Here is a 21,245-nt window from a genome sequence, read left to right on the forward strand (position 1 = left end):
AATGGAAAAAGAAACAGCTCTCGTAGAGGCAATCCTCTATTTGGAAGGAGAGCCGCTTGACGACGCTGCAATCAGTAAAATTGCCGGCTTATCGGTCGATGTCGTAAAAGAATGTATTAAAAATCTGAAAGATTCATATTCGGAAGGTTCGAGCGGTATCGAAATTACACAGATGATGGGCGGCTGGATTATCACGCCCAAAAAAGAATTTTGGGATGCGCTGAAAGACCGCTACGGTAAAAAGAACGAGAACCGGCTTTCGCGCGCTGCAATGGAAACGCTGTCGATTATCGCCTATTCTCAGCCGATAACCCGTGCCGAAATCGAGGCAATCCGCGGAGTTTCCGCCGACACAATGATTAGGCTTTTAGTAGAAAAAGAGCTGATTAAAGAAGTGGGGAAAAAAGATATTCCCGGAAAACCGGTGCAATTCGGCACGACCAAAGAATTTTTAAAAGTATTCGGTCTCAACAGCATTGCGGACTTACCCAAGATGGATGAGACGGAGCAGGAGCGGTTCGAACTTGCGCGGTAACAATCATTTTTCCAAATCGCCCCGAGCTTTCGACAGCAAACGGATAAAATCTTTCGATAACGGCACTCTTAACAAAGACGACAAAAACAGCGGCAGGCGAACCGAATATTTCAACAACGGTACAGCTCCCGAAGATAACGGAAAAAGCGGCAAGGAGGAGATGCGGCTGCAAGTCTATCTTGCCCATGCGGGGGTGGCGTCGCGGCGTGCCTGCGAAAAGATCATCGCGGAGGGGCGCGTTTCCGTAAACGGAACGCTTGTTACCGACATGGGCAGCAAGGTTCGCATGGGTGATACGGTACTCCTTGACGGGAAGCCGGTGCATCCCGAAGCGCGCAAATGCTACGTGCTTTTGAACAAACCGGCGGGCTTTGTCTGCACGCTCTCCGACGAAAAAGGACGCCCCACTGCCGCAGACCTTTTAAAAGAGACCTACAGCGAGCGGCTCTACAACATCGGCAGGCTCGATATGTTTTCGAGCGGGGCAATCCTCTTTACCAACGACGGGGATTTTGCCGCAAAGATAGAACACCCGTCGGCGCAGATCGAAAAGGAATATGTCATCGAAACCACGCAGGACTTTCCGCCGGAGCTGCTCACCCGCTTTGAACGCGGTATCCGCGTTGACGGCATTTTTTACAAATGCCGTTCAGCCGCTGCCGTAAACCACCGTAAGCTGCGGATTGTACTTGTTGAAGGGAAAAATAGAGAAATCCGCCGCGTGCTGGATTCCTTTAACTGCACGATAAAGCGGCTGATGCGGGTTCGCATCGGGAATCTTGAGCTGGGAACCCTGAAAGCAGGAGAGTTCCGCGACCTTACTGCAAAAGAGCGGCAGGCGCTGCTAGACCTCGCAGCGGAGAGTCAAAACGGGGAGCGAAAGTACACAGAATAATTTTTTTACTCAATCGTATACTCGATAAAGCCTTGTGCTTTCCGTTTGATGATTTCTCCGATTCCGGCGCGTACGGTTCTGATATTTTTATACTGTATGTCGTCCATCCCCTGCCCCGCTAAGGCATTATGGCACAGAGCTATGTCGCAACCGCAGTCTGTAAAATCATTTTCAAGATTCTTAAAATATTGCACAACGTCTCCGGCAAACACGATTTCAATTTCCGCTGTATCGCCGGTTTCTTTGCAATAATTTCGGTAATTGACTAATTTATTTTGCAATTTAGCAATTAACTGAAGCTTTTCTATTCTGAATAAAACTTTATAGTGCATAGTGCCGAAACTATACCCTGCGCTTATGCACCTGTCAAGAAAGTCCGCATATAGTTTCCGGCATCAGCACATCGATAGCCGCCTGTATATGTTCGGGTACCGGCACGGTAAAAAGGCGAAGCGTGCCGCCGATGGGAAATCGGAGGCGGTATGCGCAGAGCTGGAGCTTTTTAATGCGGGCGGTTTTCCAAAGCTGTTTATTTAATGCAAAGTTTCCGTGCTTATCGTCGCCGATAATCGGGCAGCCGATACCGGCAAGGTGAATACGGATTTGGTGCATTCTGCCGGTATGCAATCGGACGGAGAACAAGCTGTATGCGTCAGTACCCGCAAGCAGTTTGTATGCACTTGAGGCAGGCTTTGGCGTGCCGTTTTCCATAATCGGCGTATCGATAATGCCTTCTTTCGGAATGAGTTTCAGTGTTTTTTTATTTACAGAATGTTCAAAACTGCCGAAGCATAATGCAAGATATTCCTTTTCGACCGCCCGCAACTCAAACAAGGTACGGCACGAACGGGCGGCGGCGGCGCTTTTTGCAACTACCAATAAGCCGGAAGTCTCTTTATCCAGCCGGTGTACCGGAAATATTTCTGTCCTGAGCTGCTTGCTTAAAATCTCGGTAAGGCACACGGCAATGTGCGCCCCGCCCTGTACCGGAATACCGTAAGGCTTATTGACGATACAAATTGCCTCGTCCTCATATACAATCGGAATGGATTTCTTTACAATATTTTGTTGACTATTGTGCATAGTGGGGAGTATATGATGAATCGGAAAAAATTTCAGCACTTGTTATGTTTCATTCTTTTATCGTTTTGTATCGGCCATCCGCTTCGGGCGGAACTGATCAGCAATCCTTCATTAGGCTATACATTGGATTTACCGGAGGGATTCAGACAGGTGAATTCCCGGGATAATTCCCGTTATCTTTATCAAAATACAATTATCCCCGTCGGATTACAGGTTGCACTCTACCCGTATCAGCAGTTCGGTACGGTGACCGCTGCGGCGGAACATATTTTTTCTCAACTGAAAGCGCAAAAAAAAGCGATACAATTTTTGATGCAGGGCAACCCCGCGCTCGTTGCAAACCTTCAATTTACACAGCAAAACCAAAAACAGGCGGGGTGGCTTTTGGTGCAGCCGCTCGCCGAACAAAAGGGATGGCTGGTTGTCTTAACAACAACACAGGCGGCAAAAGCGCAGGAATATGAGCCGATGATGATTTCCTGCTTGGATGCGGTGTTCATCAGCCGTCAGTCCTTTTTTGAACCCGGTCCGATGATTCAGGCCGTTTATCCCAAAGAAGGAACGGTAAAAAAAGAAGTGCTCTTTAACGGAAAAAAACTTTCCGTGCATTTTGACCGCTCGGATTCCGAAGCAAACCAAGCAGTAATAGACCGCGAGTTTGCCCTGCTGACACGCTATCTTAATTCCCCGCTGCAGCAAAAAGCATGGCAGCGCTATTACCGGATGATTTACCGCGACAGTATTGCCCGATGCCGCCATCTTGCGCTGATGCTGGAAAAAGAATTAATAGAAGTGGACAAAAAAGGAAAAATGCCCGCTGCGGAAACCGTCGCCGCAGTCCTACTTGATTGGATGCAGGATTTTACCTATGCAAGGGATGAAAGCGGAGCCGACTTTCTCAATATTCCGGCCGTGTGCAGCGACCGAAGCGGCGATTGCGACAGCCGCGCACTGCTGATGTCCGTACTATTGCAGTACTTCAATATCGATTCAATCTTGATGATTGCCCCGGAACAAAAGCATGCGGTTGCAGCCGTAGACTGTACCGGCGACGGGGCACGCTTTACCCACAACGGCAAGCGCTATCTTATTGCAGAAACAACGGCAAAGGTTGCGCTCGGCAAAATCGCACAAGACCTTGCCGATCCCCGCCTCTGGTTCGCCGTCGATTGGTACGTTCCGCCCGAACGGGACGAATACGGTTTCGGTAAGAAGGAATAAGCACTATTGGGAGCCTCTAAAAATCTAACCGATTTTTTAGAGGTGCCCTATTGCTTTTTTACTCAAGCATATTCTTCTGCCGCATAATTTCAAAAACACTCGACTTTCCAAGGAAGTGCGCAGTACCGGCAAAGACAAACGTATTGCCGCCTTCGCGCAGGTATTCATCGAATTTCTGTGCCCATATCCGGTTCCGATCGGTCAACAACGCATCGATATAAGCTTGCGCTTTTTTCTCAGAAAAAGAGGACGGTACTTCCAAAAGTAATTCGACAAGTAACGCTGAAAGTTTTTTTCGATTATTGCTGAGGTAAAGGTCTCGAATCGTATGTACTTCCGCTATACTCTTGTCTATATCTCGCAGCGCTTGTATAGAATCCTTTAATATTGCTAGCTGATCTTCAAAAGTACCGTATGACAAAGCTGCAATTTGCTGCTCTGCCGTATCGAGTGCCTCGATTTTCTTATTTTCCGCACGCTGCATCAAATACATATCGATACCATCTGAGGGATCCATCCCAGCCTTAAACGTCAGTAATTGAACCAGTACCGTATTTAAGACCCACGGATTAAATAAGGCGAACCGGTGCATCGTATCATCACCGATCATTTCATACAGAAAAACAAGTTCATCCTCTGATAAGACATTAAGTAAACTCTTTTTAGGGTCGGTATTCATATTTTTCATAATAACGGTTTGCATTTCACCGACGAGAGCTTCCATTTCGGCCATACCGCCAATCTCACTCACCAACCGGTCGGCTTTATCGAAGGCACGCAGTACATTCTTTTCAAGCGGATAAAACTTTTTATCGGCAACATGAATGGTTCCGAGCACATAAACGGATCCCTTATTACCCCGTATCTCCCAAAAAAAGCGTTCGGGACGTTCTATCAGCACCGGCTTCGATAATGCTGACGGCCGCTTACCCTGTCCCGTAGTCGTACAGGCAGTAAGAGCGATACTCAGCATCAGTAGCAGCACAATTTTTTTCACATATTTAAAAGCTATCATACAATCCTCCTATCGATAAAATAGCGTTTTTTTGTATTTCCTACTAGAGGATTTATATCCGGGGGGAAGGGAAAAGCCGTCTGATTCGATTGCCCTATAATATCGGCAAAAAGAGCATTGACATTTATCATTTTACCGGTAAAATAAAAGTAAATGGGGAAAAGTGGAGGAAAGTAGGTAAAAGTGGAAAAAAGTGTGTTTTCAGGAGAGTATAATAATACGCTTGATGAAAAGGGACGTATTATGTTTCCTGCAAAATTACGCTGTTTACTACCGGGATCACAAGTAGTGATTACCCGCGGAATTGACCGCTGCTTATGGATATTTCCACCCGAAGAATGGGCATTGCTATCCGAAAAAGTTATGCAATCCGCTTCTTTGTTTCAGGCAAACTCCCGTCTTGTACTGCGCAGGCTTATCGCTCCCGCACAGGAAATAGACATTGATAAGGCCGGACGTGTTTCAATACCCCAAAGTTTACGTGAATACGCGCAGCTCGAAAAAGACTGCGTGCTATTGGGCATCAACCGTTATCTAGAATTATGGGATGCGGATGAATATCGGGCTTATCTGGAGGGAAGCGAGGCGGATTTCCATCAAGCGAGCGAGGACTTGGGGCTTATCCGTTTTTAACATGTATGAACTTTGTACACACACCGGTTTTATTACAAGAATGCCTGCAATTGCTTGCCCCGGAAACATCCGACCCGCTTCTTATTGATGGAACATTAGGCGAAGGCGGCCACAGCGAAGCCTTTTTAACCCGTTTTCCGCAGTTAAAGGTTATCGGTATCGATGCCGACCCTGCTATTCAAGCAAAAGCAAGGGCACGGCTTGCCCCATTCGGCGAGCGTATGCAGTTTTTTTTAGGCTGGTCGGATACTTTTTTTGATCAATACCCTCAAGATAGAGCGGCGCCTTCGCTCATCTTATTTGACCTCGGTATTTCTCTTTTCCATTATATGGAATCAAAGCGCGGCTTTTCATTCAGCGCAGATGAACCGCTCGATATGCGTATCAATCCGAATGAATCGCTGACAGCCGCTGATATCGTAAACACCTACAGCGAAAAAAAACTCGCAGATTTACTGTACCTCTATGCGGAAGAACGCTTTTCGAGGCCGATTGCCCGCGCTATTGTTGCAGAACGGGAAAAGCACCCTTTTACGGAAGCGCGGCAGTTAAGTGAAACCGTATTCCATGCGGTTCCCACCCGCTTTAGACACGGCCCCATACATCCGGCAACCAAGACGTTCCAAGCCTTACGGATTGCCGTGAACAGCGAACTTGACCGGCTGCCGCGCCTGTTGGAAAAAGCTTTTTCGTGCCTTGCGGCAGAGGGTAAAATGGGCGTTATTTCCTTTCATTCGCTGGAAGACCGCATTGTTAAACTTTTTTTTAGAGACCTTGCAAAAAGCTGTATTTGCCCGCCTGAAATGCCGATATGTACATGTGGAGGCGTGCCCCGTGCAGCTTTGCTTACGAAAAAACCGGTCGGCCCCTCTGCCGAAGAGACAGCCGGTAACGCACCGTCCCGCAGCGCCCGGCTCCGCGTTATAAAAAAGCTCTCTTTGAGGAGGTCATAACCGATATGAAACACCTTGTAGCTTTGATTCTTACCGTCAGTATTCCGTGTCTGCTTTTCTTCACTGTTAAGCAGTCTCAAGTTTATAATACACTTGAACGCGAAGTAAATGCCTATAACAATGAGCAGAATCGTCTGATTGCAGAAAACAAACGGAAGATTTCGGCTATTTCCATCCTCTCAAAACCGCAGCGGATCGAAAAGATCGCTGTGGAAGAATTGGGTATGCATAAAGCGGATTCCTCTCAAATTATCCGCATCTCCTTAGATAAGGAAAAGAAGGGATAACGCCATGTTGTTGGGTTGGGAGGCTCTCTGCACGGCAGTTGCGGGAACATTTATTTGCAATTATTCTCCTTATCAAGGTTTTGACTCTGTTACCACGGACAGCAGAACGGTAGGCGATCATGCGCTTTTTATTCCGTTGCGGGGTACACAGCAGGACGGACACCGCTATATCGAACAAGCGTTACAGCATGGAGCTGCTTGCGTACTTGCCGATGCAGCGTACCTCGGCGTTCAAGAAAACACTCAACTCATCCTCACCCTCTGTGAAAAATATCAGGCAGCCTGTATCCGCGTTGATCATACGCTAAAGGCATTGCAAGACGCCGCAGCGGCCTATCTGGAACAATTCCCGCAGCTCATTAAAATCGGGGTAACCGGTTCAAACGGTAAAACGACGACCAAAGAACTGCTTGCATCCATCTTTGCACAGAAATACCGAATTATAAAAAATGAGGGCAACCTCAATTCCGAAACAGGTTTGCCGCTGTCGGTTTTTACCGTAACGAAAGAACATGAAGTAGGCATTTTTGAACTTGGTATGAACCGGAAGGGAGAAATTACGGAGCTTGCCGCAGTCCTGAAACCGAACATTGCCGTTATCACCAATATCGGTACCGCTCACATCGGGATGCTCGGTTCCAAAGACGCTATTGCCCAGGAGAAAAAAGAAATTTTTTCCTGTTTTGATGAAAACTCCGTCGGATTCGTCCCCGCTCAAGATGAATATACGGCGTTCTTGCAAGAAGTACCGCACGGAAAAATAGTTACCTACAGTGCCGATCCCAGCTCCTATACCCTCGAAGGACTTTCCGGCGCGGAGATACGGTATCGGGGAGAAACTATCCGCTTACCGCTTCCGGGAATCCATAACGTACAAAACACCTTTGCCGCGATTGCCGTTGCGGAATACTGTCATATCCGGTTGCAGTCGATAAAAGCGGGCATCGAACAGATGCATGCCTTATTCGGAAGATCGCAAATTATCCGCGGGCCGGTAACCTATCTGCTCGATTGCTATAACGCAAATCCCGATTCGATGAATGCAGGGCTTGCTCTGTGTGCAAATATCCGGGTAAGCGGCAAAAAGATTTATATACTTGCCTCGATGAAGGAGCTGGGTGCAGAATCCCATGCTGCACACAAAGCCGTATGTGCAGCAGCCTTCGCTTCCGATGCCGACGCATTGTTCTTTTTCGGCAGAGAGATGTGTACGGCAGCCATCGAGCAAGAAAACACTGCAAATAAACCTTTTTTCTGCTTTACGGAAGCCTTTGCCGATAAACTCCGCGACACTTTAGACGGTTTATTAAACCGGAACGATTTTGTATTCCTGAAAGGATCCCGCAGCCTTGCGCTCGAGCAGTTTGAACCTATTCTGCAAAAGGAGCGGGTATGATGCACCACACTATCGCCGTCGAAAAGAATATCAACCGCGACCGGTACAGCTTCACATTTATTCTGCTCGTACTCATCATGGTTGGAATCGGAATTGCCGTTCTCTATTCGGGTTCTTTGCATTATGCCGAACGGTTTTTTGATGATTCTTCTTACTTCCTTGTCCGGCAATTCCGTAATCTCCTTATAGGCTGCATCGGTCTCATCTTTTTTTCATTCTTCAGTTTTGATCATTTACGAAAACTGCTGCCCTATCTACTGATAGCAGGCTTTATTTTTCTGTTGCTTCCCTTTATTCCGGGCATCGCTTCACCGCGAAACGGCGCCAACCGCTGGATTTCCATCGGAGGTTTCAGTTTGCAGCCGTCGGAATTTATCAAACTTCTGCTCATTATCTTTCTTGCAAACTTCTTTGATAAAAAAGCAGATCAATTGGATGTTCCGCTGATTTCAATATTGCCGCCTTTTTTTATCACATCCATATTCGTATTGCTAATATACCTTGAAAATGATTTTTCGAGTGCAATTTTTTTAATGCTTATCTTTATGGTGATGTTTTTTGCGGCAGGAGGACCGCTGCTCTGGTTCCTGAAGGGATTGATTGTTACCATTCCCTGCGCGGTACTTATGGTTGTTACCTCAACCTACCGGATGAAGCGTGTACTCTCTTTTATCTCCCCCGATAGCGATCCGCTCGATACGGGTTATCAAATCAATGCAGCCATCGAAGCGCTTGCCGGCAGCGGTCTTTACGGTACGGGAATAGGGAACGGTGTACATAAAATTTCGAGTGTTCCCGAAATATACTCCGATTTTATTTTTGTCGCATGGGCGGAAGAAATGGGCTTTTTAGGCGTCTGCGGCTATCTTGCACTCTTGCTTGCATTTACCGCGGTAGCCTATTTGATTGCGTTTTCCTGTAAGAATCGCTTCGGCTGCTATGTTGCATTCGGAGCAGCATCGTCAATCGTCCTTCAATCTTTTTTAAATTTAGGAGTCGTTGTCCGTCTGCTGCCTGCAACCGGTATTCCCCTCCCCTTTTTCTCATTCGGAGGATCTTCGCTCATTACCAGTCTTTGCCTATGCGGACTGATTATCAATGTTTCAAGTTATACAAAAAGGAGTGCTTCATAATGTCTGATATTATCGGTTTACAAAACCACGCATATACCGAACCGCGTCAATTACCTCAAGCCGTTAAAAAAACAAAAGGAAAGCAGCTCCTGAAAATCCTTATTTTAGCGATGCTGTTATTTTTAGCAGGAGAGTCCGTCTATCACCTTTTTATTCTGCCTTTTAATTCAACGGCAAAGATACAGGTCTTAGGAAATGATACCATTTCCGAAGCGGAACTGAAAAAAGCTGTCGGTCTGACCGGAACGGAAAAATGGGGAAAGATCGATAAAGATGTGTTATTGCATCGGGTTGCAAGTTATCCGCTCGTTGCGGAAGCACGGGTACTCAAAAAGTATCCGGACAAAGTGCTAATTGAAATAACCGAACGGAAGCCGGTCGGTGTCTTGCTTGCAACAGTCAGCGGACGCACTATCCCGATGGAAATAGATAAAACGGGAACAGTATTTAAAACGGCTTCCAAGAAAGGGCAGCCGGAGCTGCCTGTTATCAGCGGTCTTTCCTTTCAGACTATACGGGCGGGAATGAAGGTGCACAAGCAGCTTGTACCGCTGTTCAAGCAGCTGGATCTTTTGCAGAAAAAAAATCCGGTTTTACTCAGCGAGATATCTGAAATAAAAATTGAACAGAAAAAATACGGCGGTTTTGATCTCATCCTCTATCCGGTACAAACACAAGTTAAGGTACGTACCGACAGTACATTGAATGAGGAGCGATTGCGGTATATGATGTTGGCATTGGATGTCATACAAAAATTTGATCTGAGTGCGGAGATTGAGGAGTTGGATGTACGGGCAGGAACCGCTTCCTACCGCTTAAGAGGTGAAGCCAATGAGTGATATCATAGTCGGATTGGATATAGGTACCAGCGCAATCAGAGCCGTTGTTGCTGAAAAACTGGAAACAGGAGTCTTGCAAATTATCGGCGTAGGCACCGGTATTTCTGAAGGCTTACGGAAAGGAACGGTTGTCAATATTGAAAAGACCGTACAAGGAATCCACGAAGCAGTGGAAGCCGCGGAGATGATGTCCGGCGTAGAAATTACCCACTGCATTACGGGAATCGGCGGCACCCATATTGAAGGAATTAATTCACGCGGTATTGTCGCCGTTACCGATAAAGGTAAAGGAAACCGCGAAATAGACCAGCAGGACATCGACCGTGTTATAGAAGCAGCACGAGCAGTCGTTATCCCGATGGATAGGCGCGTTATGCATGTTATCCCGCAATCGTATATCGTTGACGACCAGCGCGGTATTGTGGATCCGCATAATGTTATCGGCGTCCGCATCGAAGCGGAAGTACATATTATTACCGGCTCGGTTACCTGCATCAAAAATATTGTCGATTGTGTAAAGCGTGCTAATTTACAAGTTGATACCCCGATGTATCACGGTTTGGCCGCCGTAGAATCCGTTATGACACAGGAAGAACAGGATCTCGGTTCGGTACTCATCGATATCGGGGGCGGCACCACCGATATTGTGGTGATGTCCGGCGGAGCGCCGGTACTTACGGCAGTGCTGCCCGTCGGCGGGAGCCATGCGACAAACGATTTGGCAATCGTAAAAGGGCTTTCATCCGAAACCGCCGAGAAGGTCAAGATAACTGACGGATGCTGCTGGCAGCCGCTTTTGGAAGATAATAAATCCGTACTAATTTCCGCTCCGGGCGGAAGGGCACCGATACAGATTGAAAAAGCGGATATATGCGATATTCTGCAAGCCCGAATGGCAGAAATCTTTACGATGGTAAAGGATAAAATAACACCCATAACTGCTTCAAACCGGTTTGCCGGTAATGTAATTCTCTGCGGCGGCGGTTCGCTTATGCCTGGTGCTACGGAACTTGCCTCCGAAATCTTCGGCACACCGGCTGTCCGGTTAGGTATCCCGGGAACCTTTGGCGGTTTAACCGGAGAATACCGCAGCCCCGAATTTGCCGCCGTACTCGGACTGATTTTATCTCAGTACAAACAGCAAGCGGCTTCCGATGAAGAAACAAAAAAAACAGAAGCAGAGCCGGGTAAAATTGTCGGCAAAATCAAAGACTTTTGGAAAAATCTATTTTAATAGAGGAAAGGGAGGGAACATATATGGATTATCAAGTGATGCAGCAAAATGAACTGTTACCGGTTAATCCCACTGTTATTAAGGTAATTGGTGCGGGCGGCGGCGGTTCGAATGCGGTTAATAGGATGTTGGAGTGCAACATACAGTACGTCGATTTTATCGTAGCAAACACCGATGTACAGGCACTCAATTATTCAAAAGCGCCGATGAAATTGGCAATCGGCTCAAAGTTAACCGGAGGACTCGGCGCAGGAGGAAAGCCTGAAATCGGCGAAAAAGCCGCTATGGAAGACACCGAAATTATTGCGAATGCCGTCCGCGGAGCGCACATGGTCTTTATCACCGCCGGTATGGGAGGCGGCACCGGTACGGGTTCTGCGCCGGTTATCGCAAAGATAGCCCGCGACCAAGGAGCCTTAACAGTCGGTGTCGTTACCAAGCCCTTTTCCTTTGAAGGACGGGCAAAGATGCGTACTGCCGAAGCGGGAATTGCAAAGCTTCGGCAAAATGTCGATACACTCGTTGTTATCCCCAATCAGCATTTATTAAATCTTGTAGACAGCAAGCAGACAATAAAAGATGCCTTCGTAATGGCAGATGATGTGTTGCGCCGTGCAGTACAAGGCATTGCAGATATCATTACAAAAAACGGATTAGTCAATATCGACTTTGCGGATGTACGTTCTACGATGGCAGGTCAAGGCGATGCCTTAATGGGTGTCGGTACCGGATCAGGAGAAAACCGCGCAGTCGATGCAGCAACGAATGCCATCAACAACCCGCTTTTAGAAGATTCCCATATCGAAGGTGCAATGCGGATACTGGTTAATATTTATGCAGCAGAGATGCCTTCTACCGTGGAAGTCAACGATATTATGGAAATCGTTACGGCAAATGCCCATCCCGATGTGGAAACCATTCACGGTATTACCGTTGATGAAACCGATGAATCCATGAAGGATAAAATTACCGTAACGGTAATCGCAACGGGCTTCCCTACTGACACGGATCCGATTCAAGGAGTGATGCAGAAGCAGGGACAGTCAGCGGAGTCAGCGGCTCAACCTGAATCTCTCCATACGTCGTTTTTACAAAACGATTTTATTTCGGCAAGCGAATGGGCAAAGCTGCAAACACCGCAACAGCCGAGCCTCCCCGGTCTCGGCCCGCGGAATGCAGGAATACCAGCAGCTCCGCCGCTTCAACAACCGGCAATGACCGAAACCCCGCGGCAGCCTATCCGTGTACAGCTCCCCGGCGCCAATACCGATTTGGATGTGCCGGCCTATCTACGCAACCAAAGGTAACTCCTTTTAAAAATATGCGGGCACCTGCGTTGTCGCATCATGAAAAGTGTACATCCTTGTACACTTTTCATGGCGAGTTTCGGCTCCGCCGAAACATCGCTTCTGATGGAACCAGCGGCATCCATGCCGCTTCTGAAACTAGTCTTTTTTAAAAGGCTAACGGAAGGGCTAGGTGCAAAATTTATGACCACCTTTAGTTATATAAGAGCTTAATATCTCGACGCTCTGCATCGAGGTTGTTGATTACAGTCCTTTTGTGCGAAATTTTGGATAAAATTTCGCACAATTTATTTTAGAGGAAGGATAAGCACACCAGATGAATTAATCACAATCGCAAAATAATTGAGGTCGTGAGACCATTTGAACCGCGAAGAGGTTCAACTCTGGTTGAACGACCTCAATTATTTTGCGGGGAGATTCAAACAACGTTCTGGTGTGCTTATCCTGAGTAAATTACGATGAATGAAATACAATTACGGGCATTTTACGGGTATTTAATTTCGGCGGAGGCGCGGGCGCAGCTGACCGCTAAAACATATCTCAATACGCTACGGCTCTTTCAGCAGCAGCTGGGCGGGGAGCGCCTTATCGAAGACGCGTCTCAAGACGATTGTATCGGCTTCATTCTTGCGCGGGCGGAAGAAGGGGTAACGGGGAGAACGCTTGCAAAAGATCAGGCGGCGCTCCGCTCCTTTTACCGCTTTTTGCAGCTGGAAAACGTCCGCGCCGATAATCCTGCAGAACAGCTGGAAAGCCCCCGCCGTGAAAAAAATTTACCGCGGGCGCTCGCCCCCGATGAAGTAGACAAACTTTTGGCAGCCATCCCGCTGGATACGCCGAACGGTATCCGCGACCGCGCCCTGTTTGAGCTTATCTACTCGGCGGGGCTGCGCGTAAGCGAAGCGGTAACGCTTTCACTGGAAGATGTGTTCTTTAACGAACAGCTGCTGAAAGTTCACGGCAAGGGCGGAAAGGAGCGCATCATCCCCTTCGGAACGCAGGCGGAAGCGCGGCTCAGTGTCTATTTAAAAACTGCCCGCCCCCTTCTTTTAAAACCGGCTCATCGCGAAAACACCGAAACGACAGGGGCGGTGTTCTTAAATCACCACGGGGAGCGCCTTACCCGTAAGGGTATTTGGAAACGCTTGCAGGAAATCGAACAACTGAGCGGCGTTACCACAAAAATCCACACACTCCGTCACTCGTATGCAACCCATCTGCTCGCAGGCGGCGCTGACCTCCGCTCCGTGCAATGTCTCCTCGGTCATGCAAGTATCGCTACTACGCAAATTTACACTCATATCGAAGACAAGGAGTTGGAATCGTACCACCGCAAATTTTTTGAAAAAAAACATTAAAACTAACACCCCGATAAAAAGAAAATCTCCTCTTGTACCGGTACCGGTAAAAATGCTATAGTCAAAAATTTTTGGGCAACTACCGACGATACAGCTCGATACTGCCTGCATTTTAATATGTTAGATGGAGGTTTTGATGAAAAAAATCTATCAGGTAGATGAAAAAATACCGGCAAGTCTTTTTCTCCCACTCAGTTTACAACACACGTTCGCAATGTTCGGCGCGTCGGTTCTGGTTCCAATCATTTTCCAAATCAACCCGGGAATAGTGCTTTTGATGAACGGAATAGGAACGCTGCTTTTCATCCTTATCGGAAAGGGAAAGGCTCCGGCTTACCTCGGTTCCAGTTTTGCGTTTTTAGGCCCTGCCGGTTTGATTATATCGAGCATGGGATTCCAATATGCACTCGGCGCCTTCGTAGTAACAGGCCTGCTCGGCTGTCTGATTGCGCTGATTATCTATAAGTTCGGTTCGTCATGGATTGATATTATCCTTCCCCCTGCAGCAATGGGTTCCGTAGTTGCGCTCATCGGGTTTGAGCTGGTCAGCCTTACCGTCCGCGGCGGCAATATCGGGGCTAATATTATGACAGATACCGTTACCACGGCGGATATCACGGTGTTTTTTATAACGCTCGGCGTCGCGGTATTCGGATCAGTTCTCTTTCGAGGATTCTTTTCCACCATCCCGATCCTTATCGCAATTATCGCCGGATACACAGCTTCCGTCTTTTTTGGGTTGATCGACTTTACACCGATTAAAGAAGCGGGGCTTTTCACCCTTCCCCACTTTCAATTACCGAAATTCGACATCAAAGCAATTTTAACAATGCTGCCGGTGCTGCTAGTCATCACAAGTGAGCATATCAGCCATCAGGTGGTTACATCGAATATTATTAAGCGAGATCTTATTAAGGATCCGGGTTTGCACCGCACCATTTTTGCAGATAACTTCTCTACTGCGCTTTCGGGTATGGTCGGCGGCGTTCCCACGACAACCTACGGTGAAAATATCGGCGTTATGGCAGTTACCGGCGTGTACAGCGTGTACGTTATCGGCGGAGCTGCGGTCATTTCCATCCTAATGGCCTTTATCAGCCCCCTTGCAGCAGTTATCCAAACCATACCGGGCGATGTTATCGGCGGTGTAACGTTTCTATTATACGGAATGATTGGCGCCTCGGGTATCCGACTCTTGGTTGACTCAAAAATAGATTATTCCAAACCGAAAAACCTTATGCTGACTTCCGTTGTCTTTACAACAGGATTGAGCGGGGTATCCATCAGATTGGGACAAATCGAGTTTAAGGGTATGGTACTCGCTTCCGCTGTTGCGGTATTGATGAGTTTAATCTTTTATATCTTTGAAAAAATAAACGCCTTAGAATAGACCTGTTCGATAACTGCGTTGTTGAACAGATCGCCGAGTTCTAAATAGCACGATTTATTTAGAACATCGCATTTCAAAGTAACCTGTTCCGAAACGGAAGTTTCCGAACAGGTTTAATCTTAAAGCAGCGTCAGGCAGTGCAGTTTCCTGCGCAGGAAATATACTGCACAGGACGCTCACATTATTAAAAAATAAAATTACTATTTATAATACGGCAATTGCTCTTTAAAGTGAGTTTTACCGTTATTCAACCAGAATACGACATGATTCATTGCTTCGGCAGCTTTAGTCTTTGCTGCTATATCTGAATTAAACCCTTGATGGGGCTGGACATAGAAATTCGATTTCCTTGACAACGATTCATCGATAATTTCCTTAGCTGCCAGAATATTTTCATTACGGCACCCTGTAAAATCATCTGCTCGCAAGTAATCCGTTAACTCAGACTCTTGGCTGAACACGTCCGCTGCGATACCGGTAATCTTACCTTCTCGATATAGCTTCAGTAACGTTGCTTCGGGAGCAATTTCTCCTCTTGTAACATTGATAAAAATCAACGGTTTTTTTGCCTTTAAAAGATATTTTTCATCGAAATATCCTTCATTATAAAACCTGCTATTTTTGTCTTTTGTTAAATTCATCACATTGATCAGTATATCGGAATTTGCAATAGCGGTGTCCCGATCTGTAAAACAGCAATCTTTGTATTCCGGTAGTTGTTTCAACTCATTTTCGCGAATATCAACAGCTTGAACAGTTAAACCGTTCGCTTCCAGATCTTCATAAACTCGCTTACCAATCTTCCCAACACCGTACACGGTAGCAATCCTGTTTTTTCCCAACTCCATAAAAGATTTGGTATTTTTTCGTTCAAAAACCTTCGTATTATACGAATATTCATTCAAATTGCCAGCTGTACAATAAAGAAATTTTATTGCAGTTTGTGCAACGGCATCGATACAATACTCTCTTAAACTTGCTAAGTTAATCTTGTATTGCAAATGTTCAAAATGATCATACCCCGCACTTCGTGTAATAACGCTTTTTTTAATTCCGTTATTAACATACGTATCCGGCAACTTTGAATGTGTTTTTGTCGTAATTATATCGGGTAAATCAACTGTATTTTCTTTCAGGTACTCTTGAATAGTCAACGGGGTAATCAAAGAGGTAAAAGAAGTAGGCAATGCACCTTTCTTTTGCAGTTCTTCTGTTATATTCTTTAAAAACTCTGCTTCCTTACCAAGAGCTTCAAAATGCATTATATCGTAATTCATTCTAGTTTTCACCTATTCTTTTGAATACTGCATCTTTCCAGGTGTCCACCACTTAAATGCTAAGGCTACAATGGTTAACACTATAAAACCTGCGCACATAACTAATGTTGTATACATCGGATACGACCCGCCCATTGCAATAAAAATAGGGGGTAATGCTTGTAAAGCAATTGCAATCGGTCTATTAAGCAAGTCTGTTATACCGGTATCTTCCAAACCTCGCGATTTTTGATCAGGGTCAACAACTCTACTGAGCAAGACACCCGTTGCAATAACACCATTTGCGCGGCCGTAATTCATAATAGCCCGTTCAAACCAATCTTTAGAAGAACTATATTTACCGACATAGATGAACCACGCGATATTGAGGATAAGACCAAAGGCAAAGCTGATTAAAAGCGGCCCAAAATTTGCTGCAATAACATTGAGTTTTAAGCCGACAATTGCGGATATAACCAATAAATCCGTTGCAGTACTGCTTATTCTTTGTACGGTGTATCTATCAACATACTTTGTAGCACCGGTTCTCTTTAAAAAGAATTGCATGACATAACCGAAGATCAATGCAGAAACAAATTCCGGAATGGAGAGCCAGCTCACTTGGCTCTTGACCATAACTGAGAACCATTTACCCAACATCGTAGCAATCATGATGATTGCAATATGGAATGCAAGGGGATCCAAGGACATATTCGAAATAGTGATTTTTCCAGCACTTTTTTGCTGACTTTCAGGAATAAGACCAGTACGGATATGTTCTGGAAGCTGCTTCGGTGATTCAACATAATTCGTATAACCTTTCCGTGTTCCCCAGTTGATAAGAACCATACCGAGCACAATACCACCAACTAATCCGACAGTTGCAGAGACGTTTGCCAAATCGAAAAATTCCGGATACCCATGCTCTTTATAAATCGCGCCAACAGCAGCGGCAGTTCCGTGTCCGCCGTAAAATCCGGTTGCCATCAGCAAACCAAAACCATCGTTTAGACTGGGCCAAATCTTATTGAGGATACCCAGTGCTAAGACCATTCCGGCTGCATATTGCAGCATAAGGATTCCCGTATTTTGATAGAAGAAACCGCCTACCCCCTTTATATCCTTTTTGGAGATAGGCTTATCTCCAATAGGAGTAGCAGCAAACACAACCGCGATAAGCACCCCTGCATACTTTGTTAATTGAGCTGAGAACGGCAATATATGAAAACCGCTCGGTCCGAGCGCCAAACCGATAAAACCGCCGATCAATGAAGCCGGCATCAGTATAGACTGAAAAAACTTAACTTTAGCTCTTAAAAATTGACCGATGAGCAGCAGTGCTCCTAAAAGCCCCGCATCGGTTACAATATCCCATAAAGACATAGATTCCTCCTCTTTAGGTTTAACATCACTCTTTTGATGTATTAGATAGATCTTAAACAAGATATTGATTTTGTCAAGTTCTCACCATCAAAATAGGCAAAAATTGGTATCATAATCACATCTTACTGAAATACGGAGTAAACATAATATTGCACGACCTAAAATATAAATAAAAAGGCTTCCTTCTTATGCACATACGGCATATATTAGGAAGCCTTTTGTAGATGTTGAATTTTTTAAAGTAGTTCTATACTACCGAGAATAGAATTCGACGACGTACTGGATATTTCCAACCGGTTGAATATCGGCGGGAGTAGGAAGTGCCGTTACCGTTGCAGATAAGTTTTCATCATTAACGGAAAGCCACCCTCCCTTTGAACCTTGTACGGTGCTTAAGTTGTGCCGGATAAGATTTTGGAAGCCTTTCTTGTCTTTTGTCGTAATGACATCACCGACTTTAACCCGCATGGACGGGATATTTGCCGGTTTACCGTTCAATAAGAAATAAGCGTGAGAAACCATCTGACGCGCCTGCGCACGGCTTACTGCAAATCCCATGCGATAAATGGTATTATCCAACCGCTGTTCCATTAAGGAGAGCATATTATCACCGGTAACACCGGACATCTTAAATGCTTTTTGGAACAGATTGCTGAACTGACGCTCGGACATTCCATACGCAAAGCGGAATTTCTGTTTTTCCTTTAACTGTTCGCCGTAAACGGAAAGCTTTCCGCGTTGTTTAGCACCGCGTTCCTTACCGGGGGCATTCGGTTTTCTATCCAATAACTTACTGTACTTAGGATTTCCAAAAATATTTGATCCGAACCGGCGGACCAATTTACCTTTCGGCTGTCTCGTTGCCATTTTTCACCTCGTAAATCTAATAAGAACACCGCAGCGGTGTTACAGTAGTCTCTTTTATTAGGGAACGATAAAAAAGAGCATGGCAAACGCCCAAAACCGCATTTGATTATCAGCGTTTACCGGATCATGCTTACCGTACTTCATCGAGATGAAAGCCGCGTACGGCAGAACATAATGATATAGCTTATCTTAAAATATCCATTTTTGTCAAGATTGTGCCTTTATAGTTTCAAAAATTCTGCATTATCAATATTGTAAGAGAGATACGCCGTCCTTCTGTGCAAAATTTTATCCAAAATTTTGCGCATTTTTTTCAACAAGCGGACAAACGCATCAGGTAGCGTAAATAAAAACCGCGGAAAAATTGAGACTGTGAGACCATTTGAACCGCGCAGAGGTTCAACTCTGGTCGAATAGTCTCAATTTTTCCGCGGAGTCGTTAAAAAACAACCTGATGCGTTTGCCCTGTTTACAGTTTGATCAAAGGGATTGTTATCGTCATTGCCTCGCCTATTAACACCTTGTGTTTTTTGAAGTTGCCGGGAAATCCTTTTCCATTATAGTTACTAAAGCCGTACGGTTCTTTTGGTATGCCTATCGCATTTGTATTGAGTTTTCCATCGTTGTTGACATCGTGATACACGCAAAAAGCATACTCGCCGGCTTTTAGCTGTATATGATACACCGCTTGCTCTCCGGTTACAGCCAGTTCGGCAGTTCGATACGGGAGCCGTTTGTTAAAACTTTCCGCTGAATCATGAATACTTATCGCAATCATCCCCGAATGTTCTTGTATACCGGTAACGACGATTTCAACATCGTAGTGCACTTCGTTCTGCGTTGTTTGGGCATACGCTAACCAAAGACACATCAGACAGAAAAATACGGCACATGTTTTTTTCGTATTTATCTTTTTCATGTTATTTTCTCCTCTCCATAATTTTCAAAGCGGCACTGTTCGAATACGTCCGTACCTATCAGTGTGATCGCCTTTGTAGGACAGTTGTTGATACATCGATAACATATCGTGCAGTTTCCGGGACAAAATACGGCTTTATTGTTTTCGATATGCAATGATTTTGAAGGACAATGTGCCGCACATATACCACAGCCGATGCAGCGATCCGTTCGGATTTTAAGCTGCTCAGTCAGTTTTTTTGCATGCCGTTTAAACCACAGGCGTTGTCCGAATAAACCTGCAATGTGATGCAAAAGGGACAAGCCGTCTTTGGGATAGATGCCCCGCTTTATACCATCTGCCGTTTGTTCAATTTTTTTTTCTGCCACCAATATGAGAGTTCTATTTTCTTCAAGCGTTTTTTTCAAAAGCTTTACATCGGCAATACAGTCCGGCATTCGTATGTGCAAACCTCCTGTAACAACGGCGCCGTATTTTTGAAGCAGCCGCGCCGCAAGTCCCGCGCCGTCTCCGCTAAAAAGCCCCATCGTCGCAATAACGAAAACGCGCTTTCTGTAAAACATATCGGCATGTTCTACAATAAACATTTTTACAATACGCGGAATGTCGCTGAAATAAATGGGGTAACCGATCACAATTTCATCCGATATGCGTAAGACTTCAAGGGCTTCTCTTGTTTCGATGCTGAAAGCCTTGCCTCCCGTTGCTTTTACTAATACTTCCATGCAGTATTTTGTATTGCCCGTTCCGCTAAAATAAATACCATTCATAGTATGTCCTTATATCGCTACTTTACCGCTGCCCGCTGAAAATGAGCACTGCTTAAAAAAGACGGTTCAAGCAAATCCATAAAATCGGTGATTTTTTCTTTCCAATTTTTGTCGTAGCGGACATTTTTCATTGTTGCCAATGCCGTCAGTCCGTGTATAAAAGCCCATGTCGTTATAAGAATATCGTTTTGCTTTTCTTTTGAAACCGTACTTTGATCGAGCAATGAAAGAAGGCTGTTTTTATATAGAATAAAGGGGGTATAATTTTCCTCATCCGGTATCGATAAAGTTAAATCTACCTTGATATCGGAGTTGGCATACAAAAATTGAAAATAAGAGGGATTATCAATAAAAAAAGAAACATAGGCTATACCTATATCTTTTAATAATGCGGCAGGATTTTTATTTTCGACGATAGCCGCCTCGAGTATTTGCGAAAAGCGCTCGGTGATATGCAGCTGCATTGCGCTCAGCAATTCTTCCTTGTTGTGAAAATGACTGTACGGAGCAGCATGACTGACTTTACAGGCAGCTGCCGCTTTTCTCAGCGAAAAAGATTGTAAGCCATCGGCGTTAACAATTTCGATTCCTTTTTCAATCAATAGATTTTTTAAATCCTTGCGGTGGTAAGGTAAATTCGATGTACTCATAAGCTCCTCTCAATCTTTACACTGACAAGATAATAGCTTATAATCTTTACAGTGTCAAGATTATACTCCTTGCTTGTATGCAAAATTTTACATAGAGTTTATTTTATACGGAAGGATAAAC

General features: G+C 45.4%; 22 protein-coding genes. 13 read left to right on the forward strand and 9 right to left on the reverse strand.

All coding sequences use genetic code 11. From position 1 onward, the window contains the following. Position 1: 1 nt before the first annotated feature. Together scpB and QI63_RS01090 are read left to right on the forward strand one after the other, a co-directional pair. Positions 2 to 535, forward strand: coding sequence for an SMC-Scp complex subunit ScpB (gene scpB / locus QI63_RS01085; protein ID WP_006189743.1), 534 nt, complete (start codon positions 2 to 4; stop codon positions 533 to 535). 160 nt (positions 536 to 695) lie between these two features. Then, positions 696 to 1,430 (forward strand): pseudouridine synthase, encoded by a 735-nt coding sequence (locus tag QI63_RS01090; RefSeq protein ID WP_052185574.1) that lies wholly within the window; start codon positions 696 to 698, stop codon positions 1,428 to 1,430. Positions 1,431 to 1,435: 5 nt separating this feature from the next. On the opposite strand, the gene QI63_RS01095 is transcribed toward QI63_RS01090, so the two are convergent. Together QI63_RS01095 and QI63_RS01100 are read right to left on the reverse strand one after the other, a co-directional pair. Then, complete coding sequence (locus QI63_RS01095) at positions 1,436 to 1,762, reverse strand: DsrE family protein (RefSeq protein WP_044013107.1); 327 nt, start codon at positions 1,760 to 1,762, stop codon at positions 1,436 to 1,438. 34 nt (positions 1,763 to 1,796) lie between these two features. After that, positions 1,797 to 2,513, reverse strand: coding sequence for an RluA family pseudouridine synthase (locus QI63_RS01100; protein ID WP_044016895.1), 717 nt, complete (start codon positions 2,511 to 2,513; stop codon positions 1,797 to 1,799). 12 nt (positions 2,514 to 2,525) lie between these two features. Here QI63_RS01100 and QI63_RS01105 point away from each other — a divergent pair, with 12 nt between their 5' ends. After that, entirely contained in the window at positions 2,526 to 3,734 is a 1,209-nt protein-coding gene (locus QI63_RS01105; protein ID WP_235619739.1) for a hypothetical protein, read from the forward strand. Positions 3,735 to 3,792: 58 nt separating this feature from the next. On the opposite strand, the gene QI63_RS01110 is transcribed toward QI63_RS01105, so the two are convergent. Then, complete coding sequence (locus QI63_RS01110) at positions 3,793 to 4,749, reverse strand: TraB/GumN family protein (protein ID WP_044013111.1); 957 nt, start codon at positions 4,747 to 4,749, stop codon at positions 3,793 to 3,795. A 183-nt stretch (positions 4,750 to 4,932) separates the two neighbouring features. Here QI63_RS01110 and mraZ point away from each other — a divergent pair, with 183 nt between their 5' ends. The 10 genes from mraZ (at position 4,933) to uraA (ending at position 15,279) form a co-directional block, all read left to right on the forward strand. Beyond that, positions 4,933 to 5,382 (forward strand): division/cell wall cluster transcriptional repressor MraZ, encoded by a 450-nt coding sequence (gene mraZ, locus QI63_RS01115; protein WP_044013113.1) that lies wholly within the window; start codon positions 4,933 to 4,935, stop codon positions 5,380 to 5,382. A 5-nt stretch (positions 5,383 to 5,387) separates the two neighbouring features. Then, a complete protein-coding gene (rsmH, locus tag QI63_RS01120; protein ID WP_044013114.1) occupies positions 5,388 to 6,335 on the forward strand; it encodes a 16S rRNA (cytosine(1402)-N(4))-methyltransferase RsmH in 948 nt (315 codons plus the stop codon). 5 nt (positions 6,336 to 6,340) lie between these two features. Further along, a complete protein-coding gene (locus QI63_RS01125; protein WP_044013116.1) occupies positions 6,341 to 6,622 on the forward strand; it encodes a septum formation initiator family protein in 282 nt (93 codons plus the stop codon). Between the two features lie 4 nt (positions 6,623 to 6,626). Continuing rightward, positions 6,627 to 8,018 carry a UDP-N-acetylmuramoyl-tripeptide--D-alanyl-D-alanine ligase gene (gene murF, locus QI63_RS01130; RefSeq protein ID WP_044013118.1) on the forward strand — a complete coding sequence of 464 codons (1,392 nt, stop codon included), beginning with the start codon at positions 6,627 to 6,629 and terminating at the stop codon, positions 8,016 to 8,018. Beyond that, positions 8,015 to 9,151, forward strand: a complete 1,137-nt coding sequence (ftsW, locus tag QI63_RS01135) for a putative lipid II flippase FtsW (protein ID WP_044013121.1) — start codon at positions 8,015 to 8,017, stop codon at positions 9,149 to 9,151. Before murF ends, ftsW begins: the two co-directional genes overlap by 4 nt. Then, the gene (locus QI63_RS01140; RefSeq protein ID WP_044013123.1) at positions 9,151 to 9,990 is read left to right on the forward strand and encodes a cell division protein FtsQ/DivIB; all 840 of its coding nucleotides are present in this window, start codon (positions 9,151 to 9,153) and stop codon (positions 9,988 to 9,990) included. Before ftsW ends, QI63_RS01140 begins: the two co-directional genes overlap by 1 nt. Further along, entirely contained in the window at positions 9,983 to 11,224 is a 1,242-nt protein-coding gene (gene ftsA, locus QI63_RS01145) for a cell division protein FtsA (RefSeq protein ID WP_044013125.1), read from the forward strand. Before QI63_RS01140 ends, ftsA begins: the two co-directional genes overlap by 8 nt. A gap of 23 nt (positions 11,225 to 11,247) precedes the next feature. Beyond that, entirely contained in the window at positions 11,248 to 12,531 is a 1,284-nt protein-coding gene (ftsZ, locus tag QI63_RS01150; protein WP_044013127.1) for a cell division protein FtsZ, read from the forward strand. A gap of 458 nt (positions 12,532 to 12,989) precedes the next feature. Further along, positions 12,990 to 13,889 carry a tyrosine-type recombinase/integrase gene (locus QI63_RS01155; RefSeq protein WP_044013129.1) on the forward strand — a complete coding sequence of 300 codons (900 nt, stop codon included), beginning with the start codon at positions 12,990 to 12,992 and terminating at the stop codon, positions 13,887 to 13,889. 136 nt (positions 13,890 to 14,025) lie between these two features. Then, on the forward strand, positions 14,026 to 15,279 hold the full coding sequence (uraA, locus tag QI63_RS01160) for a uracil permease (RefSeq protein WP_044013132.1): 1,254 nt from the start codon (positions 14,026 to 14,028) through the stop codon (positions 15,277 to 15,279). Positions 15,280 to 15,479: 200 nt separating this feature from the next. On the opposite strand, the gene QI63_RS01165 is transcribed toward uraA, so the two are convergent. The 6 genes from QI63_RS01165 to QI63_RS01190 all read right to left on the reverse strand — a co-directional run bounded on the left by QI63_RS01165 (position 15,480) and on the right by QI63_RS01190 (position 21,124). Continuing rightward, complete coding sequence (locus QI63_RS01165; RefSeq protein WP_044013133.1) at positions 15,480 to 16,556, reverse strand: NAD(P)-dependent oxidoreductase; 1,077 nt, start codon at positions 16,554 to 16,556, stop codon at positions 15,480 to 15,482. A gap of 12 nt (positions 16,557 to 16,568) precedes the next feature. Beyond that, positions 16,569 to 17,918 (reverse strand): sodium/glutamate symporter, encoded by a 1,350-nt coding sequence (locus tag QI63_RS01170; protein WP_044013135.1) that lies wholly within the window; start codon positions 17,916 to 17,918, stop codon positions 16,569 to 16,571. Between the two features lie 252 nt (positions 17,919 to 18,170). Continuing rightward, positions 18,171 to 18,785, reverse strand: a complete 615-nt coding sequence (rpsD, locus tag QI63_RS01175) for a 30S ribosomal protein S4 (protein WP_044013137.1) — start codon at positions 18,783 to 18,785, stop codon at positions 18,171 to 18,173. A 469-nt stretch (positions 18,786 to 19,254) separates the two neighbouring features. Next, entirely contained in the window at positions 19,255 to 19,704 is a 450-nt protein-coding gene (locus tag QI63_RS01180; protein WP_044013139.1) for a DUF2141 domain-containing protein, read from the reverse strand. After that, the gene (locus QI63_RS01185) at positions 19,701 to 20,474 is read right to left on the reverse strand and encodes an EFR1 family ferrodoxin (RefSeq protein WP_044013142.1); all 774 of its coding nucleotides are present in this window, start codon (positions 20,472 to 20,474) and stop codon (positions 19,701 to 19,703) included. Before QI63_RS01185 ends, QI63_RS01180 begins: the two co-directional genes overlap by 4 nt. 17 nt (positions 20,475 to 20,491) lie before the next feature. Next, entirely contained in the window at positions 20,492 to 21,124 is a 633-nt protein-coding gene (locus QI63_RS01190; protein ID WP_044013144.1) for a TetR/AcrR family transcriptional regulator, read from the reverse strand. Between the last annotated feature and the right edge of the window lie 121 nt (positions 21,125 to 21,245).

Source organism: Treponema sp. OMZ 838, assembly GCF_000775995.1.
GTDB lineage: Bacteria > Spirochaetota > Spirochaetia > Treponematales > Treponemataceae > Treponema.